A 20761-nucleotide genomic window follows, 5' to 3' on the forward strand; every position below is an offset into this window, starting at 1 on the left:
CAGGTGTCCACCATCTCCCCGGTCTAAACACCAAGCCCGGCCATGACGCGGAGAGGGTGGCGCAAGCTGGACTGGCCAAAGATTCACAAGCTCTGAGCAGCCGCCGCGAAGCGGCCGTGTCGAAGAACGCAGGATCCTTCCGCCCCTCAGGCCTTGTCGAAGTCCTCGACCCGCCCGACCCGGGGCTTCTCGGTCTTCCTGAGATCCCGGCCGACCTTTTCGACCGCCCGGAACACCCGCAGGAAATTCTCCGACGCGATGCCGGCGATGGCGTCGTCGCTCCAGCCGCGCCGGATGAGTTCGGCCAGCAGGTGCGGGAACCGACTCACGTTCTCGAGGCCGTCGGGGACCCTGCCGCCGTAGAAGTCCGACCCGATGCCGATATGGGCGAGGCCGGTCTTCTGGACGAGGTACTCGATGTGACCGACGAGCTGCTCGAGCGTGGCGCGCGGCGCGGGACCGGACTGCCGGCTGCGCTGTGCCTCGGTCTGCCCGGTGTGCGCGGCCTTGCCCCATTTGTCCATCAGCGGCGAGTACCAGTCGCGCACGGCCTGGCTGATGAAGGCCGGCACGAAGGTGGCCATCACGATCGAGCCGGTGGGCTTGATGCGGGCCAGCACGTCGTCGGGCACGTTGCGCGGGTGGTCGCACAGCGCGCGGGCGTTGGAGTGCGAGAACACCGTCGGGGCGCGACTGATATCCAGCACGCGGTGCATCACCGTGTCGGCGACGTGGGCGCAATCGACGATCATGCCGAGCCGATTGAGCTCCAGCACCACCGCCTCGCCGAATTTCGTCAGTCCCCCGTGACGCGGCGCGTCGGTCGCGCTGTCGACCCAGTCGAGCGTCTCGTTGTGGCAGAGCGTCATCAGCCGGGCGCCGGCCGCGTTCCAGACGCGCAGCGGCGCGAGGCTGTTCTCCAGCCCGACGCCGCCCTCCACGGTCATGAACGAGGCGATCTTGCCGGCCTTCTTGGCCCTCGCGATGTCGGAGGCACGGCGGGCCGGGATGAAGGTGTCCGGGTAGCCCTCGGTGAGCTGCAGGATGACGTCGATGATCTCAAGCGTGGTGCGCCCGGGATGCGGGGAGTTGGTCGGCAGGAAGGCGGCCCACCACTGGGCCGAGACGCGCCCTTCCTTCAGCCGCGGAATGTCCGTGTCGTGGTCCTGGTGCACGCGGCCGGGATCGAAGGCGGCCACGTCGCCGCGGGCCTGCCGGTCGGCGTGGATGACGTAGGGAAGGTCGTTGTGCCCGTCGACCAGCGGGATGCGGTCCAGGAGGTCGAGGGCATGGGCGAGAGCCTTGTCGGACTTTTTGGGCGGCATGGTGACCCGTGCAAGTTGGAGGCGATCAGAGCGGAAGCGGGTCGCGCCAGCCCCAGCGCTCGGCGAGCGCGAGGCAGGCGGGCCAGGGTTCGATGGAGCCGATGGTGGTCAGCGCCCTCAGGCTCGCGGCGGCCGCGGCATGGGCCAGCACGAGGCCGCGCCGCAGCGGCCAGCCCTCGTGCAGGGCGATCAGCATGCCGGCGGCGAAGGCGTCGCCGGCCCCGTTGGCGCCGGCGACGGCGTCCTCGGGCACGGCGACGGACGGCTGGGACGCCACCGTGCCATCGCGCGTCACCGCCACGGCGCCGCGCGGGAAGTGCACGGCCACGAGGTCCATGGGGCCCGCCTCCAGCACCGACCGCGCGGCCCGCAGGCAGGCGGCCGCGTCCGTGGCACCGTCGCGCACCGTCGCAAGTCCGGCGACGGCGCCGATCTCGACGTCGTTGACGACCAGCGCGTCGAGATGAGGCAGCAAGGGTCGGGCGACGGCGGCGATGCGGGCCGGCGCCAGCGAGACGAGCTCGACATTCGTCCTGATGCCCGCGGCGCGGGCGCGGCGCAGCACCGTGACCCAGCCATTGGCGTCGCCCTGCCAGGGCGCGTCCATGGTACGGTGGACGCCGGGCATCCCCATGTGCAGCCACCGCGCGGACGATGCCGAGACGTCGTAGTCGTCGGGCGTTGCGATGGCGTTGCAGCCCTGCCGGTGGAAAAAGGTGCGCCGGCCCGTCACACGGTCGCTGATCACGTCCGTGTAGGAGGTCGGCGCCTCGCGCGTCGTGCGGATGCCGGAGACGTCGATGCCGTCGGCCGCCAAGGCGCCCCGGATCAGGCTCGCGTCCGCGTCCTCCCCCAGGAGCCCCACCGTCGCGACCGGGAACGGTGCATCGAGGCGGCGCAGGTCCACGGCCATGTTGAACGACGAGGCGCCGCCCTCGTGGCTCTCGTCCTCGATCGTGGCCAGGCCGTCCTGCGCGGGCCACCCGTCGACGCGCTTGACGCGGTCGACCGTCAGCGCCCCGGCGGTGACGACGCCCCGGCGCAAGGCTCAGCCCCGCAGGACGGGGTCGGTGATCTCGAGATCGGACTCGAGAGGCAAAGTGGGCTTGAGACCCAGTTCGGCCAGCCGGCCGTGGTAAGCCTTCACGGCCTCGGCCGGCGACACGCTGCGCTCGATGACCCGGCGCATCATCCCGACGAGGTCGACGGGCGCCTCCGCCAGGTTGATCTTGCGGCCGAAGAGTGCGACGCGCGCACCGTGCTTCTCGGCCTGGGCCACCAGTTCGAAGGTGTCGCGCGTGGTGCCCTTGGCGCCGCCCAGGATGCCGACGATCAGGTTGGTCGGATCGTAGGAGGCGAGCTCCTCCATGGCGCGGGCGCCGTTGAACTGCATCTTCAGGAACAGCGGCCGCTCGGCGGAGACGAGGCCCGCCACGGCCCGGACGATGCAATCGTTGATGTAGAAGGGCAGGTCCGCAGGCGCGATGCCGATGTCGAAGGCCGGGTTGAAGACCTCCAGGAAGTGGCGCATGCCCGTGAGCTCGGCCTCGGCGCGGAAGGCGGCGTAGGCCTCCAGGCTGTCGAGGTCGCATTCCACGTCGTTGGAGAAGGTCACGGAGTAGAGGCCGAGGTCCGCGAAGCGCGAAGCCGCCGCAGGCGACGCGGTGCGGAAGGGCCGCGAGGGCGTCGCCTTGTAGCGGGCATGGCGCTGCGACCAGATGTCGGTCGTGTCGTTGAGGCGGACCGCGGGGGTGACCGCGCCGTCGGCGAAGATCCCCTCCCCGGCCAGCACCTCGGCCGACGACGCCGACATCAGCATGATGTCCACGAGCCCGCTCCTGGTCATCGCCCGCATGGCGTCGAGATACTCGGCCTTCGTCTTGGACTGGTCGGGCTTGCCCGGACGCGGACCGGGCGCCGGGGTGCCGAAGCCCATGTCGCCGTCCTTGGCATCGGCGATGATGAAATCGGCGGAGGTGTAGGCGCCGGCACGGATGCGGGCGAGCTTGTCGTCGAGGCGGGTCATGGACAGGCGAACCGGTTCGAAGGGAACGGAGCGTGACCGTAGAGCAAGCCCGACCGATCCGGAAGGGGCGCGCTCGCAGGCCGTCCCGCTCGCATCCACGGGCTTTGTCCCAAGAGCACGTGGCTCACCCAACCGTGCAGCTCGAACCAGCCTGGTCCAGCTCGCGACCACCTCCCAGCCGTCCTGCCCGGGTTTGGCCCTTCGACATGCACACAAGTGATTGTCGATGGCTGAGCGCGTCTTTCCCTCCCCTGCAGGGGAGGAAGAGCGCCCTTCCTTCGGGCTCGAGTGAGATGTGTGAATTCCGAAGGGCCGAGCCCGGGCATGCACGATTTTGCCGGGCCGCCCTCAAGCCGTGGGTGGCCGGGCCCCGGCGCGGCGAAATCCGCTCAGCGCCTGGGTTCGTGGCAGACCGCCTCGATGTTGTGGCCGTCGGGATCGAAGACGAAGGCGCCGTAGTAGGTGGGGTGGTAGTGGGGGCGCAGGCCGGGAGGGCCGTTGTCCGTCGCGCCCTCGCCGAGGGCGACGGCGTAGAAATGGTCGACCTCGTCCTGGTCGGCGGCGCGGAACGCGACATGCAGGATGCCCTGGATGGGCTCGCCTTCGTTGATCCAGAAGAACGGCTTGCCGTCCCGGCCGAAGCCGCCGTGATAGCCCGCCGCGCCATCCTCCGGGGTCACCTCCATGACGAGGCTGTAGCCGAGAGGCGCGAGGACCCGCTGGTAGAAGGCCTTCGAGCGCTGGTAGTCGCGAACCGGGAAGCCGATGTGGTCGAGCATGGAGCCGTCCTTTCCGTCGAGGGAGTGTGGGCGCCGGGCGCCCGGCCGGTCAACCTTCGTTGCGGGACGGCAGAAGGCCCAGCGCGTCGCGCGCCGTCCAGCGGCGCATCATCAGCACGGCCACCATGGTCAGCCCCGCCGCGAGCCCGATCCAGATGCCCACCCCGCCCAGTCCGGCCCAGAAGCCCAGCGCGACGCCGATGGGCAGGCCGAGACCCCAGTAGCCCGCCAGCGCGAACAGCATCGGCAGGCGCGTGTCGTGGAGGCCGCGCAGCATGCCAGCGCCCAGCACCTGCGCGCCATCCGCCACTTGGAAGAGCGCCGCGACGGCCAGGAAGGAGACGGCGAAGCCGACAACGGTGGCGTTGCGCGGATCCTCGACGTCGATGAAGGCGCCGATCATCGGCTTGGGCACGACGAGCATGAGCACGGCCGTGAGGGTCATGAAGCCGATGCCCAGCGCGAAGGCCGTCCAGCCGGCCCGGTGGATCTCGTCCCGGTTGCGCGCGCCGAAGGCCTTGCCCACGCGCACCGTGGCCGCCTGGGCAAAGCCCATCGGCACCATGAAGGTGAGCGCCGCGATCTGGATGGCGATGGCATGGGCCGCGAGCTGGGGCTGCCCGATGAGGCCCATCAGGAAGACGGCGGCGTTGAAGATGCTGACCTCGAAGACGAGCGTCGCCCCGATGGGGAAGCCGAGCCGCCAGAAATCGCGCAGCCGGTCCCAGTCGGGCACCCACCACCGTCCGAACAGCCGATAGCGCCGGAAGCGGCGATCCAGGCTCACCACCGCCGCGAGCACGAACACCATGGACCAGCTGGCGAGCGTCGTGGCGAGCCCCGACCCCGGCAGTCCCAGGGCCGGCGAGCCCAGGTGGCCGAACATGAACACCCAGTTCAGGATCGCGTTGAGCACGAGCCCGATGACGACGGCGAAAAGCCCCCATGTCGGCCGTTCCAGGGCCGCGAGGTAGGAGCGCAGCACCAGGTAGGACAGGAACGGCAGGAAGCTCCACATCAGCATGCGGACATAGCCGCCCGCCGCGGACGCCAGCGCCGGCTGCTGCCCCATGGCGAGCAGGATCCACTCGCCGTTCCACAGCACGCACCAGGCCAGGATGGAGATGGCGAGCGCGGACCACAGGCCCTGGCGCACGGTGCGGCGCACCTCGCGGACGGCGTGCTGGCGGCGGCCCTTCTCGGTCGCGATGAGGGCCGAAGCCGCGCTCATCACCCCGATGCCGAAGATGAGCAGGGCGAAATGCAGGTTCGCCGCGAGAGCGCCCGCCGCGACCGCCTCCGGCCCGATCCGTCCCATCATCAGGACGTCGGTCGTGGTCATGCCCGTCTGGGCGATGTTGGTCAGGATCAGCGGCCAGGCCAGCGCGAGCGTGGAGCGGACCTCCTCCACCCACGCCCCGCGCGTGCCCGCCGCGGGCACGGTGATGTCGCTCATGGGCGCTCTTCTACAGGCGCCGACGCGCGCGAGCCACCCCCGAACCCGCTATCCGCCGCGCCGTGGCAGGCACGACACGGCGGAGGCTTGGCCTTGGGGAGACTTGGCCTTCAGCAGGCTCGGCCTTGGGCAGGCTTGGCCTTGGGGGGAGCCGGTCAGGGAGGCGTGGTGGGCGGCGTGGTCGCGTTCGGCCGCGCGACGCCGTCGGTTGCTCCGGCCGCCCGCGCCCGGTCCATGAGCGTGGTCGCCGCCTCGACGCAGGCGCGCATGGTCTCCTGCGCGCTGCAGCGCACGGCGAGCCGCGTGTCGCCGGACCGCAGCATGAAGGAAGCCCCGCCGCGCCGTCCGTCGCGCTGGGCCATCCCGCGGTCGCGGTCCTCGTCGTCGTTGGCGCGGCGGTCGGACCAGCGGTCGCGGCGGTTGTCGGACCGCCAGTCGCGGCGATCCTCGCCTGACCAGGAGCGATCGCCGCGGTCCCAGCCGCCCATGTGCATCTCGTGCATGCGGTCGATACCGTCGCGCTCCTGGGCGCCGTAGCGATCCTGGGCAGCGGCGGGAGTGGCGAGGATCGCGGCGGCTGCCGCGCACGCCAGGATGAACGCAGTGTGGGTCTTGACCATGTGCACCTCCTCGGGTCGGGTCGGCGGGTCAACGCAGGCGACCCCTGGAGGTTCGGATCACTGGGTCAGCGTGGGGGCCCGCACCCGGCTCGCGATCGCGTCCGCCAGCTTCGTGACCATGTTGGCGTTGCCCTCGGTCAGCGTGCCGCCCACCATGAAGCCCGGCCACAGCTTGAGCGTCTGCCAGCCGTTGGCCAGGCCGTCGCGGTCGTTGGTGGACTGGTCGGGATTGCCGAAGAAGACCAGGAGCTTGCGGTTCTGGTCGATGGTGTTGGCGTTGTCCCACTTGGCCTTCAGGTCGGTGTAGGTGCGGGGCATCTTGGAGGCCGCGGGATAGTTGGGGTTCTTAAGGCTCAGCGAGTAGCCGGGCTTGTGCGCCGCCGCGTCGGTCCACACCACGATCGTGGGATAGACCGCCTGCAGCGGCTTGGTGCCGCCGCCGGCCGGCGTGTCGCCGACCTTGGCCCAGGGGCTGTCCATCGCCTCGTTGACGCATTCGAGTCCCGATTCCGGGAGGTCGCCGCCGCCATTGGCCGTCTCGGGGTTCACGTAGCTCTGGAAGTCGGTCCGGCTGCCCGGCAGGTTGAAGAAACTCGACGTCTTCATCGGGGGGACGTCGCCGACATAGGTCCAGTAGTCGGGGTCGGAGGGCTTCGACGTCTTGCTGGCGTACTTGGTGCCGTTCCAGTAGCTCACCGTGTAGCTCGACGTTCCGTTCATGTAGTTGCCGCCGTAGTCGCGGTAGTAGATCGCCCGCACGCGCATGGCGTCGAACTTGGCGATGCCGCGACGCACGAGCTCGTCGTTGAGGTTGGCCTCGAGGTTCAGGGCATTCGTCTTCACCGCGTTGAGCGTGTTGGACATCGAGCCCGTGGCGTCGATGCAGAAGACGAGGTCGAGCTGGCGGATGTCCGGCTTGGCGATCGCCGCCGTCGACGTGATGGTCTTGCTCATCATCGTGGCCCCCATCACCTGCGAGACGCTGGTGGGGATCTGCGCCGTGATCAGGCCGGTGACGGTGTTGCCGTCCTGGGCCAGCGTGAACTGGCTCGTCTTCACCATCGACGCGAGGTTCGAGTCGAGATGCGCGCGGAAGTAGCGCAGCGCGGTGTCCGCCCGGCCCGCATCCGGATCACTCAGCCGGGCCGCGGCGAGGACGGCACTGTCGGCCGCGGACTGTAGTTTCGACACAGCGCGGACGCCGTTGCCGTAGTCGACCCCCATGCCGACCATGAGGACCATGGGAACCGAGAGCAGCGCGAAGGTCGGCGCGAGCGAACCACGACGATCGGTGCCGAGATGGTGAACGGATCGTAAAAGCGAGGCCAGAAACATGGACAACCCGTGGCGTTGTGTTACGCGTCACGAAACAGATTGAACGGGAGGAATGAGTTCGACTTAAAACAACACGCTAGAAAAAGCTGGACTCCTGTGGTCCAGCTTATTTGATCGAACACTTTGTCAAAAAATCGAACGAATGACCGTACATCATGGTTACTCATTCGTTAATGCTACTTAATCCCGCGCCGATGAGCTTGATCCATTTTTTGAGAGGCTCGTCACTTTCCTGAATGACTTCACCATGCCGCCTGCCGCGGAACGTTGACGGACCGACACCCGCTGCTTTCACCGTGCGAGACCCACCATTTGCGGTCCGCTGACGCTTCTGCGCGGCGCTCTACGCATTCACAACTAAGGGTTGTTAGATCCCCGCCAGCAAATACACTATCTTTTCTTCGACCGCAGTCCCATGGGGCCACGCGCATGCTCGAAGACACTCCGGCCGCCGGCCGCGACGCGACCGGACGATACGTTCCGACCGCCGCGTACTACTCCCTGCAATGGTATCTGCGCTTCATCGGCAATCTCGAGCGGATCTGGACGGAGTTTCGCGGCGGGGGCGTTCATATCGGCATCCTCGACGAGGGCATTCAGTCGTCACACCCCGCCCTCGCGGGCAACTACGATGCCAGCCTGGAAGTCGCCGGGTTTCCCGCCTCTGCCGCGCCGGGCTCGCACGGGACCGCCGTCGCCGGCTTGATCGCCGCCAACGGCGACACGATCGGCGTCGCGCCGGCCGCGTGGATCACCGGCGTGCCGTGGCTCAGCGTCGAGCCCTTGCCGCAGGCGTTCGACGACCTCGGCCGGTTCGACATCGTGAACAACTCCTGGGGACCGCGGGATCCCTTCGGGTTCGGCCGGACGGACGGAGACGACACCTTCCGCGATGCCGTCCTGACGGGTCGCAACGGCCTCGGCACGATCGTGGTGAAGTCGGCCGGCAACAGCGGCGACCCGACGGATGGCGTGCAGACGGACACCAATTTCGATGCCGTGGACAGGAGTCGTTTCGCCATCACGGTGGGCGCGATCGGCGACGTGACGGTGACCATCGTCAATGGGGAGCTTCACTACACCGTTCTCACGGACTTCGTCTCGCCCTTCTCCACGCGCGGCGCCAACCTGCTCGTCTCGGCCCCCGGCGTGCGCCTGGCCACCACCGACCGGACCGGCCCCGCCGGATATTCGCCGGACGACTACACGTACTTCTACGGGACCTCCGGTGCGGCACCGATCGTCTCGGGCGTCGTCGCCCTCATGCTGTCGGCCAACGACCGCCTGGGGTGGCGCGACGTCCGCGAGATCCTGGCCGTCACCGCGGATGCGACGACGTGGAACGACCAGTATTCCTGGACCTTCAATGGCGCGGCGGGCGTGAACGGGGGTGGGTTGCACTATTCCAACGACGTGGGCTTCGGGCAGGTGGACGCCTTCGAGGCCGTCCGTCTCGCCGAGGTGTGGTCACTGTTCGGCTCCGCCAAGACATCCGCCAACGAAGCGACCGCCTCCGTCTCGGCCACACCCGGCGCCCGGGTGGAGGGTTCGCTCTGGTCGTACTCCTTCACGCTCACCGCGGCCCTGCGCGTGGAGCACGCCGAGCTCACCCTGGCGTTCTCCCGGCTGTCGATGCCGTTGAGCGATCTGTGGATCGACTTGGTCTCGGCGGATGGGACCGTGTCGATCCTGTCCGGCTTCAACACAGCATCGACCGCGACCGCCGTGGTGCAGCCCCTGACCTGGACCTACGGGTCGGAAGCCTTTCGTGGCGAACTGGCTGCCGGAACCTGGACGGTCCGGCTCAGCTCGCAGGCGGCGGCCGGCACCCTGTCGGGCTTTCTCGAGACGATCGGTCTCGACCTCTACGGCAGCGCCGTCACGACGGACGACGTCTACCATTTCACGGACGAGGCGCAGTTCGCCGTCGCGGCCGGAGCGGCAACGACGGTGGTGTCGGACACGAACGGGGGATCCGACTGGATCGACGCGGCTGCGCTCACCCAGAATCTGACCATAGACCTTCGGGCCAATGCAACGTCCAAGGCCGGCTCGGCCGGCCTGTTCAGGGTGGCGCCGGGATCGACCATCGAGAACGCCGTGACGGGCGATGGTAACGACACCCTGTCGGGCAATGGCGCAGGCAATCACCTGGTCGGAATGCGGGGCGACGACCTCCTGCGAGGGCTCTCCGGCAACGATACGCTGGACGGGGGCGCCGGAACGGACACGGTGGACTATGGCGGGGACGCGGACGAAGGCGGGGGCGGATCCGTCGCGGTCGATCTCGGCGGAGGGACCGCGACCGATGGCTTCGGCGGGCACGACAGCCTTGCGGACATCGAGAACGCGATCGGGACGGCTTTTGCCGACACCTTGATCGGGAGTGCCGGCGACAACAGCCTCGCCGGGGGCGACGGCGACGACAGGCTCGCCGGTGGCGCGGGGAACGACACGCTCGACGGCGGCGCCGGCCGGGACACGGCCGTCTTCAGCGGTGCGCGGCAGGACTACGTCCTGACCTTCGACGCCGATGGCTGGGTCACGGTGCGCGACACGCACGCGCTGCGCGACGGCGTCGACCGCCTCAGGAGCGTCGAGGCCCTGAGCTTCTCGGACGGCACGGTCGCCACCGTCCCGAACGTGGCGCCATCGGGCGTGTCGTTCGTCGGCGGCCGCGTGCGGGAGAACAGCGCGATCGGGACGTGGGTGGCCACGGCCACGGGGATCGATCCCGGTGATACGCTCACCTACGCTCTTCAGAACCGCGACGGCTCGGCCTATGCGGGTCCCTTCTCGATCGACCGCATCTCCGGCGAGATCACCGTCGCGACGGCCTCGCTCGATTACGAGCAGCAGCCCACCTACTCGCTCTTCGTGCGGGTGTCGGATTCGGAAGGCCTCAGCTGCGTGGCCGCGTACGCGATCACCATCGTGAACGTGTCGTTCAGCGCGTCGCTCCAGCGTGCGGGCCGGCTCAACGGCACGTCGGAGGAGGATGTCCTGCGCGGCAGCGCCTTCTCCGACACCCTCGTCGGCGGAGCGGGTGCCGACACCCTGATCGGCGGGACCGGCAACGACGTGTATGTCGTCGACGACGCGTCCGACCTCGTCGTGGAGGATCCCGGCGAGGGCAACGACACGGTCCGCACCGCCCTCGCCTCCTACGTGCTGGCCGACGGGGTCGAGACGCTGATCGTGACGACGTCCTCCGGGGCGAGCGACGCGGGCAACGGCCTCGACAACCTCCTGCAGGGGGCCGCGGGCAACGATGTGCTGTGGGGCCTCGCCGGCAACGACACGCTGCGCGGCGGCGCCGGGAACGACACGCTGTTCGGAGGCGCGCATGCGGACCGGCTCTGGGGTGGCAGCGGCGATGATCTGCTGGACGGAGGCGACGGCGGCGACACGCTCATGGGAGGCTACGGCAACGACACGCTGTTGGCTGCCGGGCGCGGCGACGTGCTCACCGGCGGAGAAGGCCGGGACGTGTTCGTCTTCTCTCGCGCCGACGCCGTCGCGGGGAGCGGGCCCACCGACGTGATCACCGATTTCCAGGCGGGTTTCGACGTGATCGACCTCTCGGCCATCCGCCCGGACGCGGCACTCGGATCCATGGAGTGGCTCGGCAACGCCCTGGCCAAGGGGCGTTGCGGGGCCGCCTTCGCCTCGGGCCGGCTCGTCGTCGACTGGACCGGCGATGGCAGGGCGGATCTCGCCATACGGCTCACGGGGGTTCACGGCCTGAACCCGGACGGCATCCGGTTCTGATCGCCGCGCCGCGGCTCGCCGGGCTCGTCTCGGGCTGCCGCGGACGGCATGGCACCCCTGCGGCAGGGTTCCCCCGGATTGACGCGGACCCGCCTCATCCCCTTATGAAGGGCCGTGACGTCCCGAGGTCCGGCCATGGCCGCCAGTTCAGCTCCCGCCCTGCATCTCGACCTGCCCGTCGAAGGCATGAGCTGCGCCTCCTGCGTCGGGCGCGTGGAGAAGGCGATCCGGGCCGTGCCCGGCGTGGGCGGCGTGGCCGTCAATCTCGCCACCGGCAAGGCCGGCGTCGATCTGGCCGCCCCGGGTGCCCTGCCGGACGTCCTGGCCGCCATCCGCAAGGCGGGCTACGAGCCGGCGGAGACGGAACTCGACCTCGCCGTCGAGGGCATGAGCTGCGCCGCCTGCGTCGGGCGAGTGGAAAAGGCTCTCAAGGCGACGCCCGGCGTGCTCGACGCGAGCGTCAACCTCGCCACGGGGAAGGCCCACCTGCGCTACGCCGGCGGGCCGTCGACCAGCGATGCGGCGCTCGCCCGGCTCGAGCGCATCGGCTATCCGGCCCGGTCGGCCGAAAGCGCGGTGGCCTCGGCCGACGACCAGCCGGATCCGCGCGCCCGGGAAGCCGCCCGGCACGCCCGTGCGGCCGTGTTCGCCGGCCTCCTCACGGTGCCCCTGCTCGTGCTCGAGATGGGGCCGCACCTCGTGGAGACCTTCCACCACACGCTGATGGGGATCGCGAGCGAGACGACGATCCGGATCGTCTCCTTCGTCCTGGCGAGCCTCGTCCAGTTCGGTCCTGGCCTGCCCTTCTACCGGAAGGGCGTTCCGGCGCTGCTGCGTGGCGCCCCCGACATGAATTCGCTGGTGGTCATCGGCACCTCCACCGCGTGGCTCTATTCGACCGTCTCCACCTTCGCGCCGGGGCTGCTGCCCGATGGCCTCGACCACACCTATTTCGAATCCGCGGCCGTCATCGTGACCCTGATCCTGGCCGGGCGGGCCTTCGAGGCGCGCGCCAAGGGACGCACGGGAGAGGCGATCCGACGCCTGATGACGCTGCAGGCCCGCAGCGCCCGCATCGTGGACGACGCGGGGGAGCGCGACGTGCCGGTGGCCGAGGTCCGGCCCGGCATGGTCGTCGTCATGCGCCCCGGCGAGCGCGTGCCGGTCGACGGCGAGGTCATCGACGGGTCGTCCTTCGTCGACGAAGCCATGATCACAGGCGAGCCGATCCCCGCGGCCAAGGGCGCGGGAGCGACCGTCGTGGGCGGCACCGTGAACAAGACGGGCACCTTCCGGTTTCGCGCCACCAAGGTCGGCGCCGACACCCTGCTCGCGCGCATCGTGAAGACGGTGGAGGCGGCCCAGAGCTCGAAGCTGCCGATCCAGGGTCTCGTCGACCGGGTCACCCTGTGGTTCGTGCCCGCGGTGCTCGCCATCGCGCTCCTGACCTTCGCCGGGTGGCTGTTGGCCGGCGGCACGGACGCGCTGGGCCTCGCGGTGGTGAGCGCCGTGTCCGTGCTGATCATCGCCTGCCCCTGCGCCATGGGGCTCGCCACGCCGACCTCCATCCTCGTCGGCACCGGGCGGGCCGCCGAGCTCGGCATCCTGTTCCGCCGCGGCGAGGCCCTGCAGGCGCTCAAGGAAACCACCATCGTCGCGCTCGACAAGACCGGAACCCTGACCAAGGGCCGGCCCGAGCTGACCGACCTCGTGCCGGCCGACGGCTTCGATGCCGACGACGTGCTGCGCCTCGTCGCCGCCGTCGAGAGCCGGTCCGAGCACCCCGTGGCCGCCGCGATCGTGGCGGAGGCCCGGCGCCGCGGGCTCGCCGGCGGGGCCGTCGAGGCCTTCGACGGCCAGCCGGGCTTCGGCGTGACGGCCCTGGTCGACGGCCGGCGGGTGGCAGTCGGTGCGGAGCGGATGATGGTGCGCGACGCCGTCGCGCCCGGGCCCCTGGCGGAGGTCGCCGCGCGCCTGGCGCAGCACGGCCGCACGCCGCTCTATGCCGCCATCGACGGGCGCATCGCCGCCGTGCTCGCCGTCGCCGATCCCGTGAAGGAGACCACGCCGCAGGCGCTGCAGGCCCTGCGCGAGGCGGGCGTGCGGCTGGTGATGATCACCGGCGACGCCCAGGCGACCGCGCAGGCCATCGCGCGCGGCCTGGGGATCGACGAGGTCATCGCCGAGGTGCTGCCGACCGACAAGGCCGGCCACGTGGCGCGCCTCCAGGCGGCCGGCAAGGTCGCCTTCGTGGGCGACGGCATCAACGACGCCCCTGCCCTCGCGCAGGCCGACGTCGGCATCGCCATCGGCACGGGCACGGACGTGGCCATCGAGAGCGCGGACGTGGTGCTGATGTCCGGGGACCTGCGCAACGTGGCCAACGCGCTGGCGCTGTCGCGCGCCACGTTGCGCAACATCGGCCAGAACCTGGCCTGGGCGTTCGGCTACAACATCGTCCTGATCCCGGTCGCGGCCGGCGTCCTGTTCCCCGCCTTCGGGATCTTGATGTCCCCCATCTTCGCGAGCTTCGCGATGGCGCTGTCCAGCGTGAGCGTGGTCAGCAACGCGCTGCGTCTGCGGGGTTTCCGGGCGCCGCTGCGCGAAGAGGCCCCGGCGCTGCCGGCCGTCCAGCCGACCTGACCGTCGCCGCCGTGCATGGCTGCAATGCCGATCCGCCCTGCGTGCCTGCTGACGCGTGGTACGGGTCGTGTATGGTCGCGGCTTCGGCCCGCCCGGCGGGCTCCCCTTCAATCGGAGCAAGACGATGACCGGCTCTTCCGAGTATGTGCCCCCCAAGGTGTGGACCTGGAACAAGGGCAACGGCGGCCGCTTCGCCAACATCAACAGGCCGATCGCCGGCCCGACTCACGACAAGGAGCTGCCGGTCGGAAAGCACCCGCTGCAGCTCTACTCGCTGGGCACGCCGAACGGCCAGAAGGTGACGATCCTGCTCGAGGAGCTGCTGGCGCTCGGGCATTCCGGTGCGGAATACGACGCCTGGCTGATCAAGATCGGCGAGGGTGACCAGTTCGGCAGCGGCTTTGTCGGCGTCAACCCGAACTCGAAGATCCCGGCGCTTCTGGACCGCAGCGAGCCCAAGCCGGTGCGGGTCTTCGAGTCCGGCGCCATCCTCACCTATCTCGCCGAGAAGTTCGGGGCCTTCCTGCCGACCGACCGCGCCGCGCGCGCCGAGTGCTTCTCCTGGCTGTTCTGGCAAATGGGCAGCGCGCCCTTCATGGGCGGCGGCTTCGGCCACTTCTACGCCTATGCGCCGGTGAAGATCGAATACGCCATCGACCGCTACGCCATGGAGACGAAGCGCCAGCTCGACGTGCTCGATCGGCGCCTGGCCGAGAGCGAGTTCGTGGCCGGCCCCGACTATACGATCGCCGACATGGCCATCTTCCCCTGGTACGGCGGCATGGCGAAGGGCTGGCAGTACAATGCGGCCGAGTTCCTCTCCGTCCACGAGTACAAGAACGTGCTGCGCTGGGCCGACCAGCTCATGGCCCGCCCGGCCGTGAAGCGCGGCCGCATGGTGAACCGCATGAGCGGCGAGCCCCACGAGCAGCTGCGCGAGCGCCACGACGCCGGCGACTTCGACACGAAGACCCAGGACAAGCTGGACGCGAAGGGCTGACGCGTTCTGATCGTTCTGCGCACCTTCGACGCGGCCGCTATGCGGCCTGCCCGGAGGATGTGAATCTTTCGGTCGTCCAGCTGGCACCTCCCTCTCCGCGTCATGGCCGGGCTTGGCCCGGCCACCCACGACTTGAGAATGGGCCAGCAGAGTCGTGGATGCCCGGGCCAGGCCCGGGCAGGACGGCGGAGAGCTGGTCGCGCGATGGAGATGTCAGATCCAACGACCCACGTGGGAGGCGGCGTGTCGAGGGACGCAGCATCGCGACGACGCGTCCTCACCGCCCGCACATCAACTCGCGTTGACGGCTTGAACGTGAGTTCATACCGTCACCGGGAACAGCCAGCGGGGGCAGGCGAACGCAGATGGCCATCTCGGTCAACGGCACGATTCCGGGCGGACGGATCGAGGTGGTGGACGCCACCCGGCCCGACGACATCCAGCTTCGCTTTGTCCCGGATCCCCATTGCGCCTTCATGGGCCGGTTCAATTTCCGCATCACCGGGGCGCGGGGCGTCGCCTGTCGGTTCAGGATCCTGAACGCGGGCGACACGCTGGCCAACCGGCTCGCCGGGCGCGAGGACGTGGAGAACGCCTTCACGCGCACCGGCCCGGTGGCGTCCTATGACCGCAGCACCTGGTTCCGGTTGCCCTCGTCCTTCGACGGACAGGTCTACGGCTTCGAGCACACGCCGGACTTCGACGTCTGCCACTATGCCCAGTGGGCGCCCTACTCCATGGATCGCCACCTCGACATGGTGGCCCGCGCGCAGCTCTCGCCACGGGTGCGGGTGCGCAGCATCGGCCGCAGCGTGCTCGGCGCCGACATCGACCTCATGACCCTGGGCGAGGACGGCGCCGGCCGGCGCAAGCTCTGGATCATCGCGGGTCAGCATCCTTCCGAAACGCAGAGCGGGTTCTTCCTGGAAGGCTTCCTCGACCGGATGCTCGACGCCCACGACCCGACCGCCCGGCGCATTCTCGACCAGGCCGTCGTCTACGTGGTGCCGACGCTCAATCCCGACGGCCTCATGCACGGCTGGACGCGGTCGAACGCGCTGGGCGTGAACCTGAACCGCGAATGGGTGTCGCCCAGCGCCGAGCGCTCGCCGGAGGTGCTGTGCGTGCGCGACCTCATGGAGGCGACCGGCGTCGACTTCTGCCTGGACGGGCATGCCGACGAGGAGTTGCGCTGCAATTTCCTGGGCGGCCCGCTCGAGATCCCCTCGCGCTCGGCTCGCCTGACCGGCCTGTTCACGCGCTTCGAGAAGCTCTGGGCCGCCGCCTCGCCGGAGTACGAGCGCGGCCATCCCTATCCGGGCGGGGCGCCGGCCGAGGCCGACCTGCGGATGGCATGGAACTGGATCGCCGAGCGGTTCGACTGCCTGTCCGTGCTGCTCGAGCAGCCCTTCAAGGACACGTCCTGGTGGCAGGACCCCGTGCAGGGCTGGTCGCCCGAGCGGTCGCGCCGGTTCGGCGAAACTCTTCCGACGGCGCTTGCCGGCATTCTCCCCCATCTGCGTTGAGGAACCCCACGCCATGCGCCTGCGCCACCTGCTGCTCGCGGCCTTCGCCGCCTTCGCCACGCCCTGCCATGGCCCAGAAGGCGGAGAACGCGCTGACCTGGGGCTTCACCAGCGAGATCGAGACGCTGGACCCCTATGCCACCGCCAAGCGCACGTCGCAGCTCGTGATCCGCAACGTCGTCGAGACGCTGTTCTACCGCGACCCCGCGAGCGGCCAGGCCAAGGGGCTGCTGGCCGAAGGCTGGAAGTGGGCGGACGACAAGACGCTCGAGATCGCGCTGCGCAAGAACGTGACGTTCCACGACGGCCAGGCCTTCGACGCCGACGACGTGGTGTTCACGGTGGGCCAGGTGAAGCGCAAGGAGCCGCCGGTCTCCTTCGCCGATGCCGACTACGGCTACATCGACCATGCCGAGAAGGTGGACGCCTACACCGTGCGCCTCGTGCTCAAGGCGCCGACCCCGTCGGCGGTCGATCGCCTGACGCAGACCCTCTACATCCTGCCCAAGGGCGCCTATGCCACGCTGGGCCCGCAGGGTTTCGCCAAGGCGGCCGTCGGGACCGGGCCGTTCAAGGTCGAGAGCTTCGAGGCGGGCCGCAAGCTCGTTCTCGCACGCAACGCCCAGTATCACGCCGCGGCCTGGGGCGCGCCGCGCCTCGCCAAGATGACGGTGGTGACCATCGCCGACCCGCAGACGCAGGTGGCGGAGCTGTCGCGCGGGCGCGTCGACTTCCTGTGGAACATCAATCCCGACCAGGTTTCGCAGCTGAAGGGTGCGGCGGGGGTCAAGGCCGTGTCGGGCGGTTCGACCTCGGTGTCGTTCCTGTCGCTCGACGCGGCGGGACGCAGCGGCGCCAACCCGCTGCAGGACAAGAACGTGCGCATGGCGATCGCCGCCGCGGTCGACCGCGCGGCGATCAGCGAGGTGCTGCAGGGACCGGGCAGCGTGGTGATCGACGCCGTATGCCACCCCAAGCAGTTCGGCTGCCCCACCGACGTGAAGAAGGTGAAGCGGGACCTCGCGGCGGCCAAGGCGCTGATGAAGGCCTCCGCCTATCCGAACGGCTTCACGCTGAACATCGCGGCCTTCACGGACAGCGGTCCCGTGGCCGAGGCGATCCTGGGCGATCTCCGCGAGATCGGCATCCAGGGCAAGGTCGACTTCCGCGAGACCTCCGCCTGGATCAAGGACTTCTTCGCCGGCAAGCTTCCTGCCAGCATCGTGCCGTGGCCCTCCAGCGGCGTCTACGACGTCTCCGCGCTGGTGCCGCTGTTCTTCATGGGCCAGCCGGGCGACTATACCAAGGACCCCGAGGTCATGGAGTGGTTCAAGCAGGCGGGCAGCATCGTCGATCCGGCCGAGCGCACGCGCCTCTACAAGCTCGGCTTTTCCAAGATCGCCGAGGAGGCCTTCGTGCTGCCGATCATGACGGCGGTGACGAGCTACGGCTACCGCGAGGATCTCGACTTCGTGCCGCCGGCGGACGGCTATCCCGCCATGGCGCTCTCGGGCTGGCGCTGAGCGGCCCGTGACGGCCTATCTGCTGCGCCGCGTCCTCGACGCGGCGCTCGTTTGCGTGCTGGTGTCGCTGGCGACCTTCGCCCTGGTGCAGGTGGGCGGAGACCTGGCGGTGTCGATCGGCGGCATGGAGGCGAGCCCCGCCGACATCGCCCGCATCCGGGCCTATTACGGCCTCGACCGCAGCCTGCCCGACCAATATCTCTCGTGGCTCGGGCACGTGCTGCGCGGCGACCTCGGGCAGTCCTTCTTCTCCAAGGAACCCGTGGCCACGATGATCCTGGACCGGCTGCCGGTGACGATCGTGCTGGCGCTGGGCTCCCTCGCGCTCGCGCTCGCGGTGGGCATTCCGCTCGGCATGGCGGCAGCCGTGCACCGTGGCGGCTGGCCGGATCGGCTGTGCCTGGCCCTCACCACGCTGGCGCAGGCGATGCCGGCCTACTGGACGGGCCTGCTCTTGATCCTGCTCTTCGGCGTGCGCCTGCAGGCCCTGCCGATCTCCGGCACCGAGACGTGGACCAGCTTCGTGATGCCGATCATGGCGCTCGGCTGGTTCGTGATGCCCGTGATCGCCCGCCTGACGCGGGCCGGCATGCTCGAGGTGCTGGGCGCCGACTTCATCCGCGCGGCGCGGGCGAAGGGCCTGCCGCCGCGCGCGATCCTCATCCGCCATGCGCTGCGCAACGCCATCATGCCGGTGGTCTCGGTGTCGATGGTGCAGTTCGGCACGCTGCTCGGCGGCTCGATCGTGGTGGAGAGCGTGTTCGCGCTCAACGGCATCGGCCTGCTCGCCTGGAGCGCCATCCTGCGTTCGGACTTTCCCGTGGTGCAGGGGATCGTCGTGATCGTGGCGCTGGTCTTCGTGCTCCTCACGCTGGCCGCCGACGTCGTCAACGGCCTGCTCGACCCGAGGCTGCGCCGATGACCTCGCGCTGGCCCTTCTATCTCGGCCTCGCCATTCTGGCCGTCATGCTGGTCGCCGCGCTCGCGGCGGGCTGGCTCTCGCCGCACGACCCCTATGCGCAGAGCCTGGTGCGGCGACTGCGGCCGCCGGCCTGGGAACCGCGCGGCAGCTGGACCTATCCGCTGGGCACCGACGCCTTCGGCCGCGACACGCTGTCGAGGCTGATCCACGGCGCGCGCATCTCGCTGATCGTCGGCGCCGGCGGCGCCGTGCTCGCCGGCCTCATCGGCGGGACGCTGGGCCTCGTGGCGGGCTACGCGGGCGGCTGGGTCGACCGGGCGATCTCCATGGTCATCGCCACGCGCCTGGCGCTGCCCGCGCTCCTGGTCGCGCTCGCCCTGCTGCAGGTGATCGGCAGCGGGTTGTGGGTGGTGGTGCTGGTGCTCGGCATCACCGTGTGGGACCGCTTCGCGGTGGTCATGCGCACGGCCACCGCGCAGGTCGCCGTGCGCGACTACGTGACCCGCGCCGAGGCGTTGGGCTGCTCGCACGCCCACATCCTGCTGCGGGAGGTCTTCCCGAACGTGGCCAGCCAGTTCGCGGTGATCTTCACCTTCGAATGCGCCCAGTGCATCCTGGCCGCGGCGGCGCTGAGCTTCCTCGGCCTCGGCATCCAGGCCCCCGAGCCGTCCTGGGGCCTGATGATGGCCGAGGGCCGTCGCTTCATCAGCTCCGACCCGTGGCAGATCGGCTTCGCGGGTGCCGCGCTGATGCTGCTGGTGCTGGCCATCAACCTCGTCGGCGACGGCATTCGCGATCGCCTGGCCCCGGACATGCCGCGATGAACGCGCTCGACCTCGCGGGACTGCGGATCACGCTGCCGACCGGCCAGGGGCCGCTGCAGGCGGTGCGCGGCGTCGACCTCGCCATCGCGCCCGGCGAGATGCTGTGCCTCGTGGGCGAAAGCGGCAGCGGCAAGTCGCTGACCGCGCTGTCCGTGCTCGGCCTGCTTCCGGCCCGGGCCGACCGCCGGGCCGAGCGCCTCGCCGTGGTCGGCGCGGACCTGCGCGCCGCCACCGAGGCGCAGTGGCGCACGGTGCGCGGCGACAAGGCGACGATGATCTTCCAGGATCCGTCGACCTCGCTCGACCCGGTGTGGACCATCGGCGAGCAGATGATCGAGGGCTTCCTGGCGCACCGGCCCGCCGCCACGCGCCGCCAGGCGCTCGAGCGGGCGGAGGCCATGCTGGCGCGCACCGGCATCGACCGGCCCGCGCTGCGGCTGCGCCAGTATCCGCACGAGCTCTCCGGCGGGCAGCGCCAGCGCGTCATGATCGCCACGGCGCTGATGACCGAGCCGTCGCTGCTCATCGCCGACGAGCCGACCACCGCGCTCGACGCGACGGTGCAGGCCCAGATCCTGGCCATCCTGGCCGACCTGAAGCGCGATCCGGGCCTCGCCATCCTGTTCATCACGCACGATCTCGCGCTGGCCGCGCGGCACGCCGACACGGTGGCCGTGATGTATGCCGGGGAGATCGTGGAGACGGGGCCCCGCGCCTCGGTGTTCGCCGATCCGCGGCATCCCTACACCCAGGCCCTGCTCGCCTGCCGGCCGGGCGGCGCGCAGATCGGCGCCATTCCCGGCACCGTGCCGGGGCTCGCCCCGCCGCCGTCCGGTTGCGCCTTCAAGGACCGCTGCGCGCATGCCCTGCCGGCCTGCGAGGCGACCGTGCCGGCCACGGCCCGCGCCGGAGGCGGCTTCGTGCGCTGCCTGCGGGCGAGCGAGGCCCTGCCGGCCCCCCGGCCGCACGTCGCGCCGCCGCCGGCGCCGGTCGAACGCCAGGGCGGAGCGG

At 70.1% G+C, this 20761-nt stretch carries 15 protein-coding genes; 8 read left to right on the plus strand and 7 right to left on the minus strand.

Features of this window, described 5'->3' with window-relative positions:
- Positions 1-146: 146 nt before the first annotated feature.
- From Q0Q47_RS29690 to Q0Q47_RS29720, 7 genes are all read right to left on the minus strand, one after another.
- Positions 147-1325, minus strand: coding sequence for a dipeptidase (locus Q0Q47_RS29690; RefSeq protein ID WP_293868596.1), 1179 nt, complete (start codon positions 1323-1325; stop codon positions 147-149).
- A 25-nt stretch (positions 1326-1350) separates the two neighbouring features.
- A complete protein-coding gene (locus Q0Q47_RS29695; protein ID WP_293868598.1) occupies positions 1351-2370 on the minus strand; it encodes a carbohydrate kinase family protein in 1020 nt (339 codons plus the stop codon).
- A gap of 3 nt (positions 2371-2373) precedes the next feature.
- Positions 2374-3351, minus strand: a complete 978-nt coding sequence (locus tag Q0Q47_RS29700) for a hypothetical protein (RefSeq protein ID WP_293868600.1) — start codon at positions 3349-3351, stop codon at positions 2374-2376.
- A 389-nt stretch (positions 3352-3740) separates the two neighbouring features.
- Positions 3741-4130: a VOC family protein gene (locus tag Q0Q47_RS29705; protein WP_293868602.1), complete on the minus strand. Its 390-nt coding sequence runs from the start codon at positions 4128-4130 to the stop codon at positions 3741-3743.
- Between the two features lie 49 nt (positions 4131-4179).
- Positions 4180-5586 (minus strand): MATE family efflux transporter, encoded by a 1407-nt coding sequence (locus Q0Q47_RS29710; protein ID WP_293868604.1) that lies wholly within the window; start codon positions 5584-5586, stop codon positions 4180-4182.
- Between the two features lie 155 nt (positions 5587-5741).
- Positions 5742-6206, minus strand: coding sequence for a hypothetical protein (locus tag Q0Q47_RS29715; protein WP_293868606.1), 465 nt, complete (start codon positions 6204-6206; stop codon positions 5742-5744).
- A gap of 57 nt (positions 6207-6263) precedes the next feature.
- Positions 6264-7541 (minus strand): TadE/TadG family type IV pilus assembly protein, encoded by a 1278-nt coding sequence (locus Q0Q47_RS29720; protein ID WP_293868608.1) that lies wholly within the window; start codon positions 7539-7541, stop codon positions 6264-6266.
- Between the two features lie 429 nt (positions 7542-7970).
- On the opposite strand from Q0Q47_RS29720, the gene Q0Q47_RS29725 reads away from it, so the two are divergent.
- The 8 genes from Q0Q47_RS29725 to Q0Q47_RS29760 all read left to right on the plus strand — a co-directional run.
- Positions 7971-11312, plus strand: coding sequence for a S8 family serine peptidase (locus Q0Q47_RS29725; protein WP_293868610.1), 3342 nt, complete (start codon positions 7971-7973; stop codon positions 11310-11312).
- A 135-nt stretch (positions 11313-11447) separates the two neighbouring features.
- Positions 11448-13955, plus strand: coding sequence for a heavy metal translocating P-type ATPase (locus Q0Q47_RS29730; protein WP_293868612.1), 2508 nt, complete (start codon positions 11448-11450; stop codon positions 13953-13955).
- A gap of 124 nt (positions 13956-14079) precedes the next feature.
- The gene (yghU, locus tag Q0Q47_RS29735) at positions 14080-14955 is read left to right on the plus strand and encodes a glutathione-dependent disulfide-bond oxidoreductase (RefSeq protein ID WP_293868614.1); all 876 of its coding nucleotides are present in this window, start codon (positions 14080-14082) and stop codon (positions 14953-14955) included.
- A 365-nt stretch (positions 14956-15320) separates the two neighbouring features.
- Positions 15321-16481: a M14-type cytosolic carboxypeptidase gene (locus tag Q0Q47_RS29740; RefSeq protein ID WP_293868616.1), complete on the plus strand. Its 1161-nt coding sequence runs from the start codon at positions 15321-15323 to the stop codon at positions 16479-16481.
- Between the two features lie 68 nt (positions 16482-16549).
- Positions 16550-18004: an ABC transporter substrate-binding protein gene (locus tag Q0Q47_RS29745; protein ID WP_293868618.1), complete on the plus strand. Its 1455-nt coding sequence runs from the start codon at positions 16550-16552 to the stop codon at positions 18002-18004.
- Positions 18005-18011: 7 nt separating this feature from the next.
- Positions 18012-18926, plus strand: a complete 915-nt coding sequence (locus Q0Q47_RS29750; RefSeq protein WP_293868620.1) for an ABC transporter permease — start codon at positions 18012-18014, stop codon at positions 18924-18926.
- A complete protein-coding gene (locus Q0Q47_RS29755; protein ID WP_293868622.1) occupies positions 18923-19750 on the plus strand; it encodes an ABC transporter permease in 828 nt (275 codons plus the stop codon). Before Q0Q47_RS29750 ends, Q0Q47_RS29755 begins: the two co-directional genes overlap by 4 nt.
- Positions 19747-20761 (plus strand): ABC transporter ATP-binding protein (locus Q0Q47_RS29760; RefSeq protein WP_293868624.1); only part of this gene is annotated, 1015 nt, incomplete at its 3' end. The genes Q0Q47_RS29755 and Q0Q47_RS29760, both read left to right, overlap by 4 nt.

The sequence above is a fragment of the uncultured Alsobacter sp. genome (genome assembly GCF_945952055.1).
Lineage (GTDB): Bacteria > Pseudomonadota > Alphaproteobacteria > Rhizobiales > Beijerinckiaceae > Alsobacter.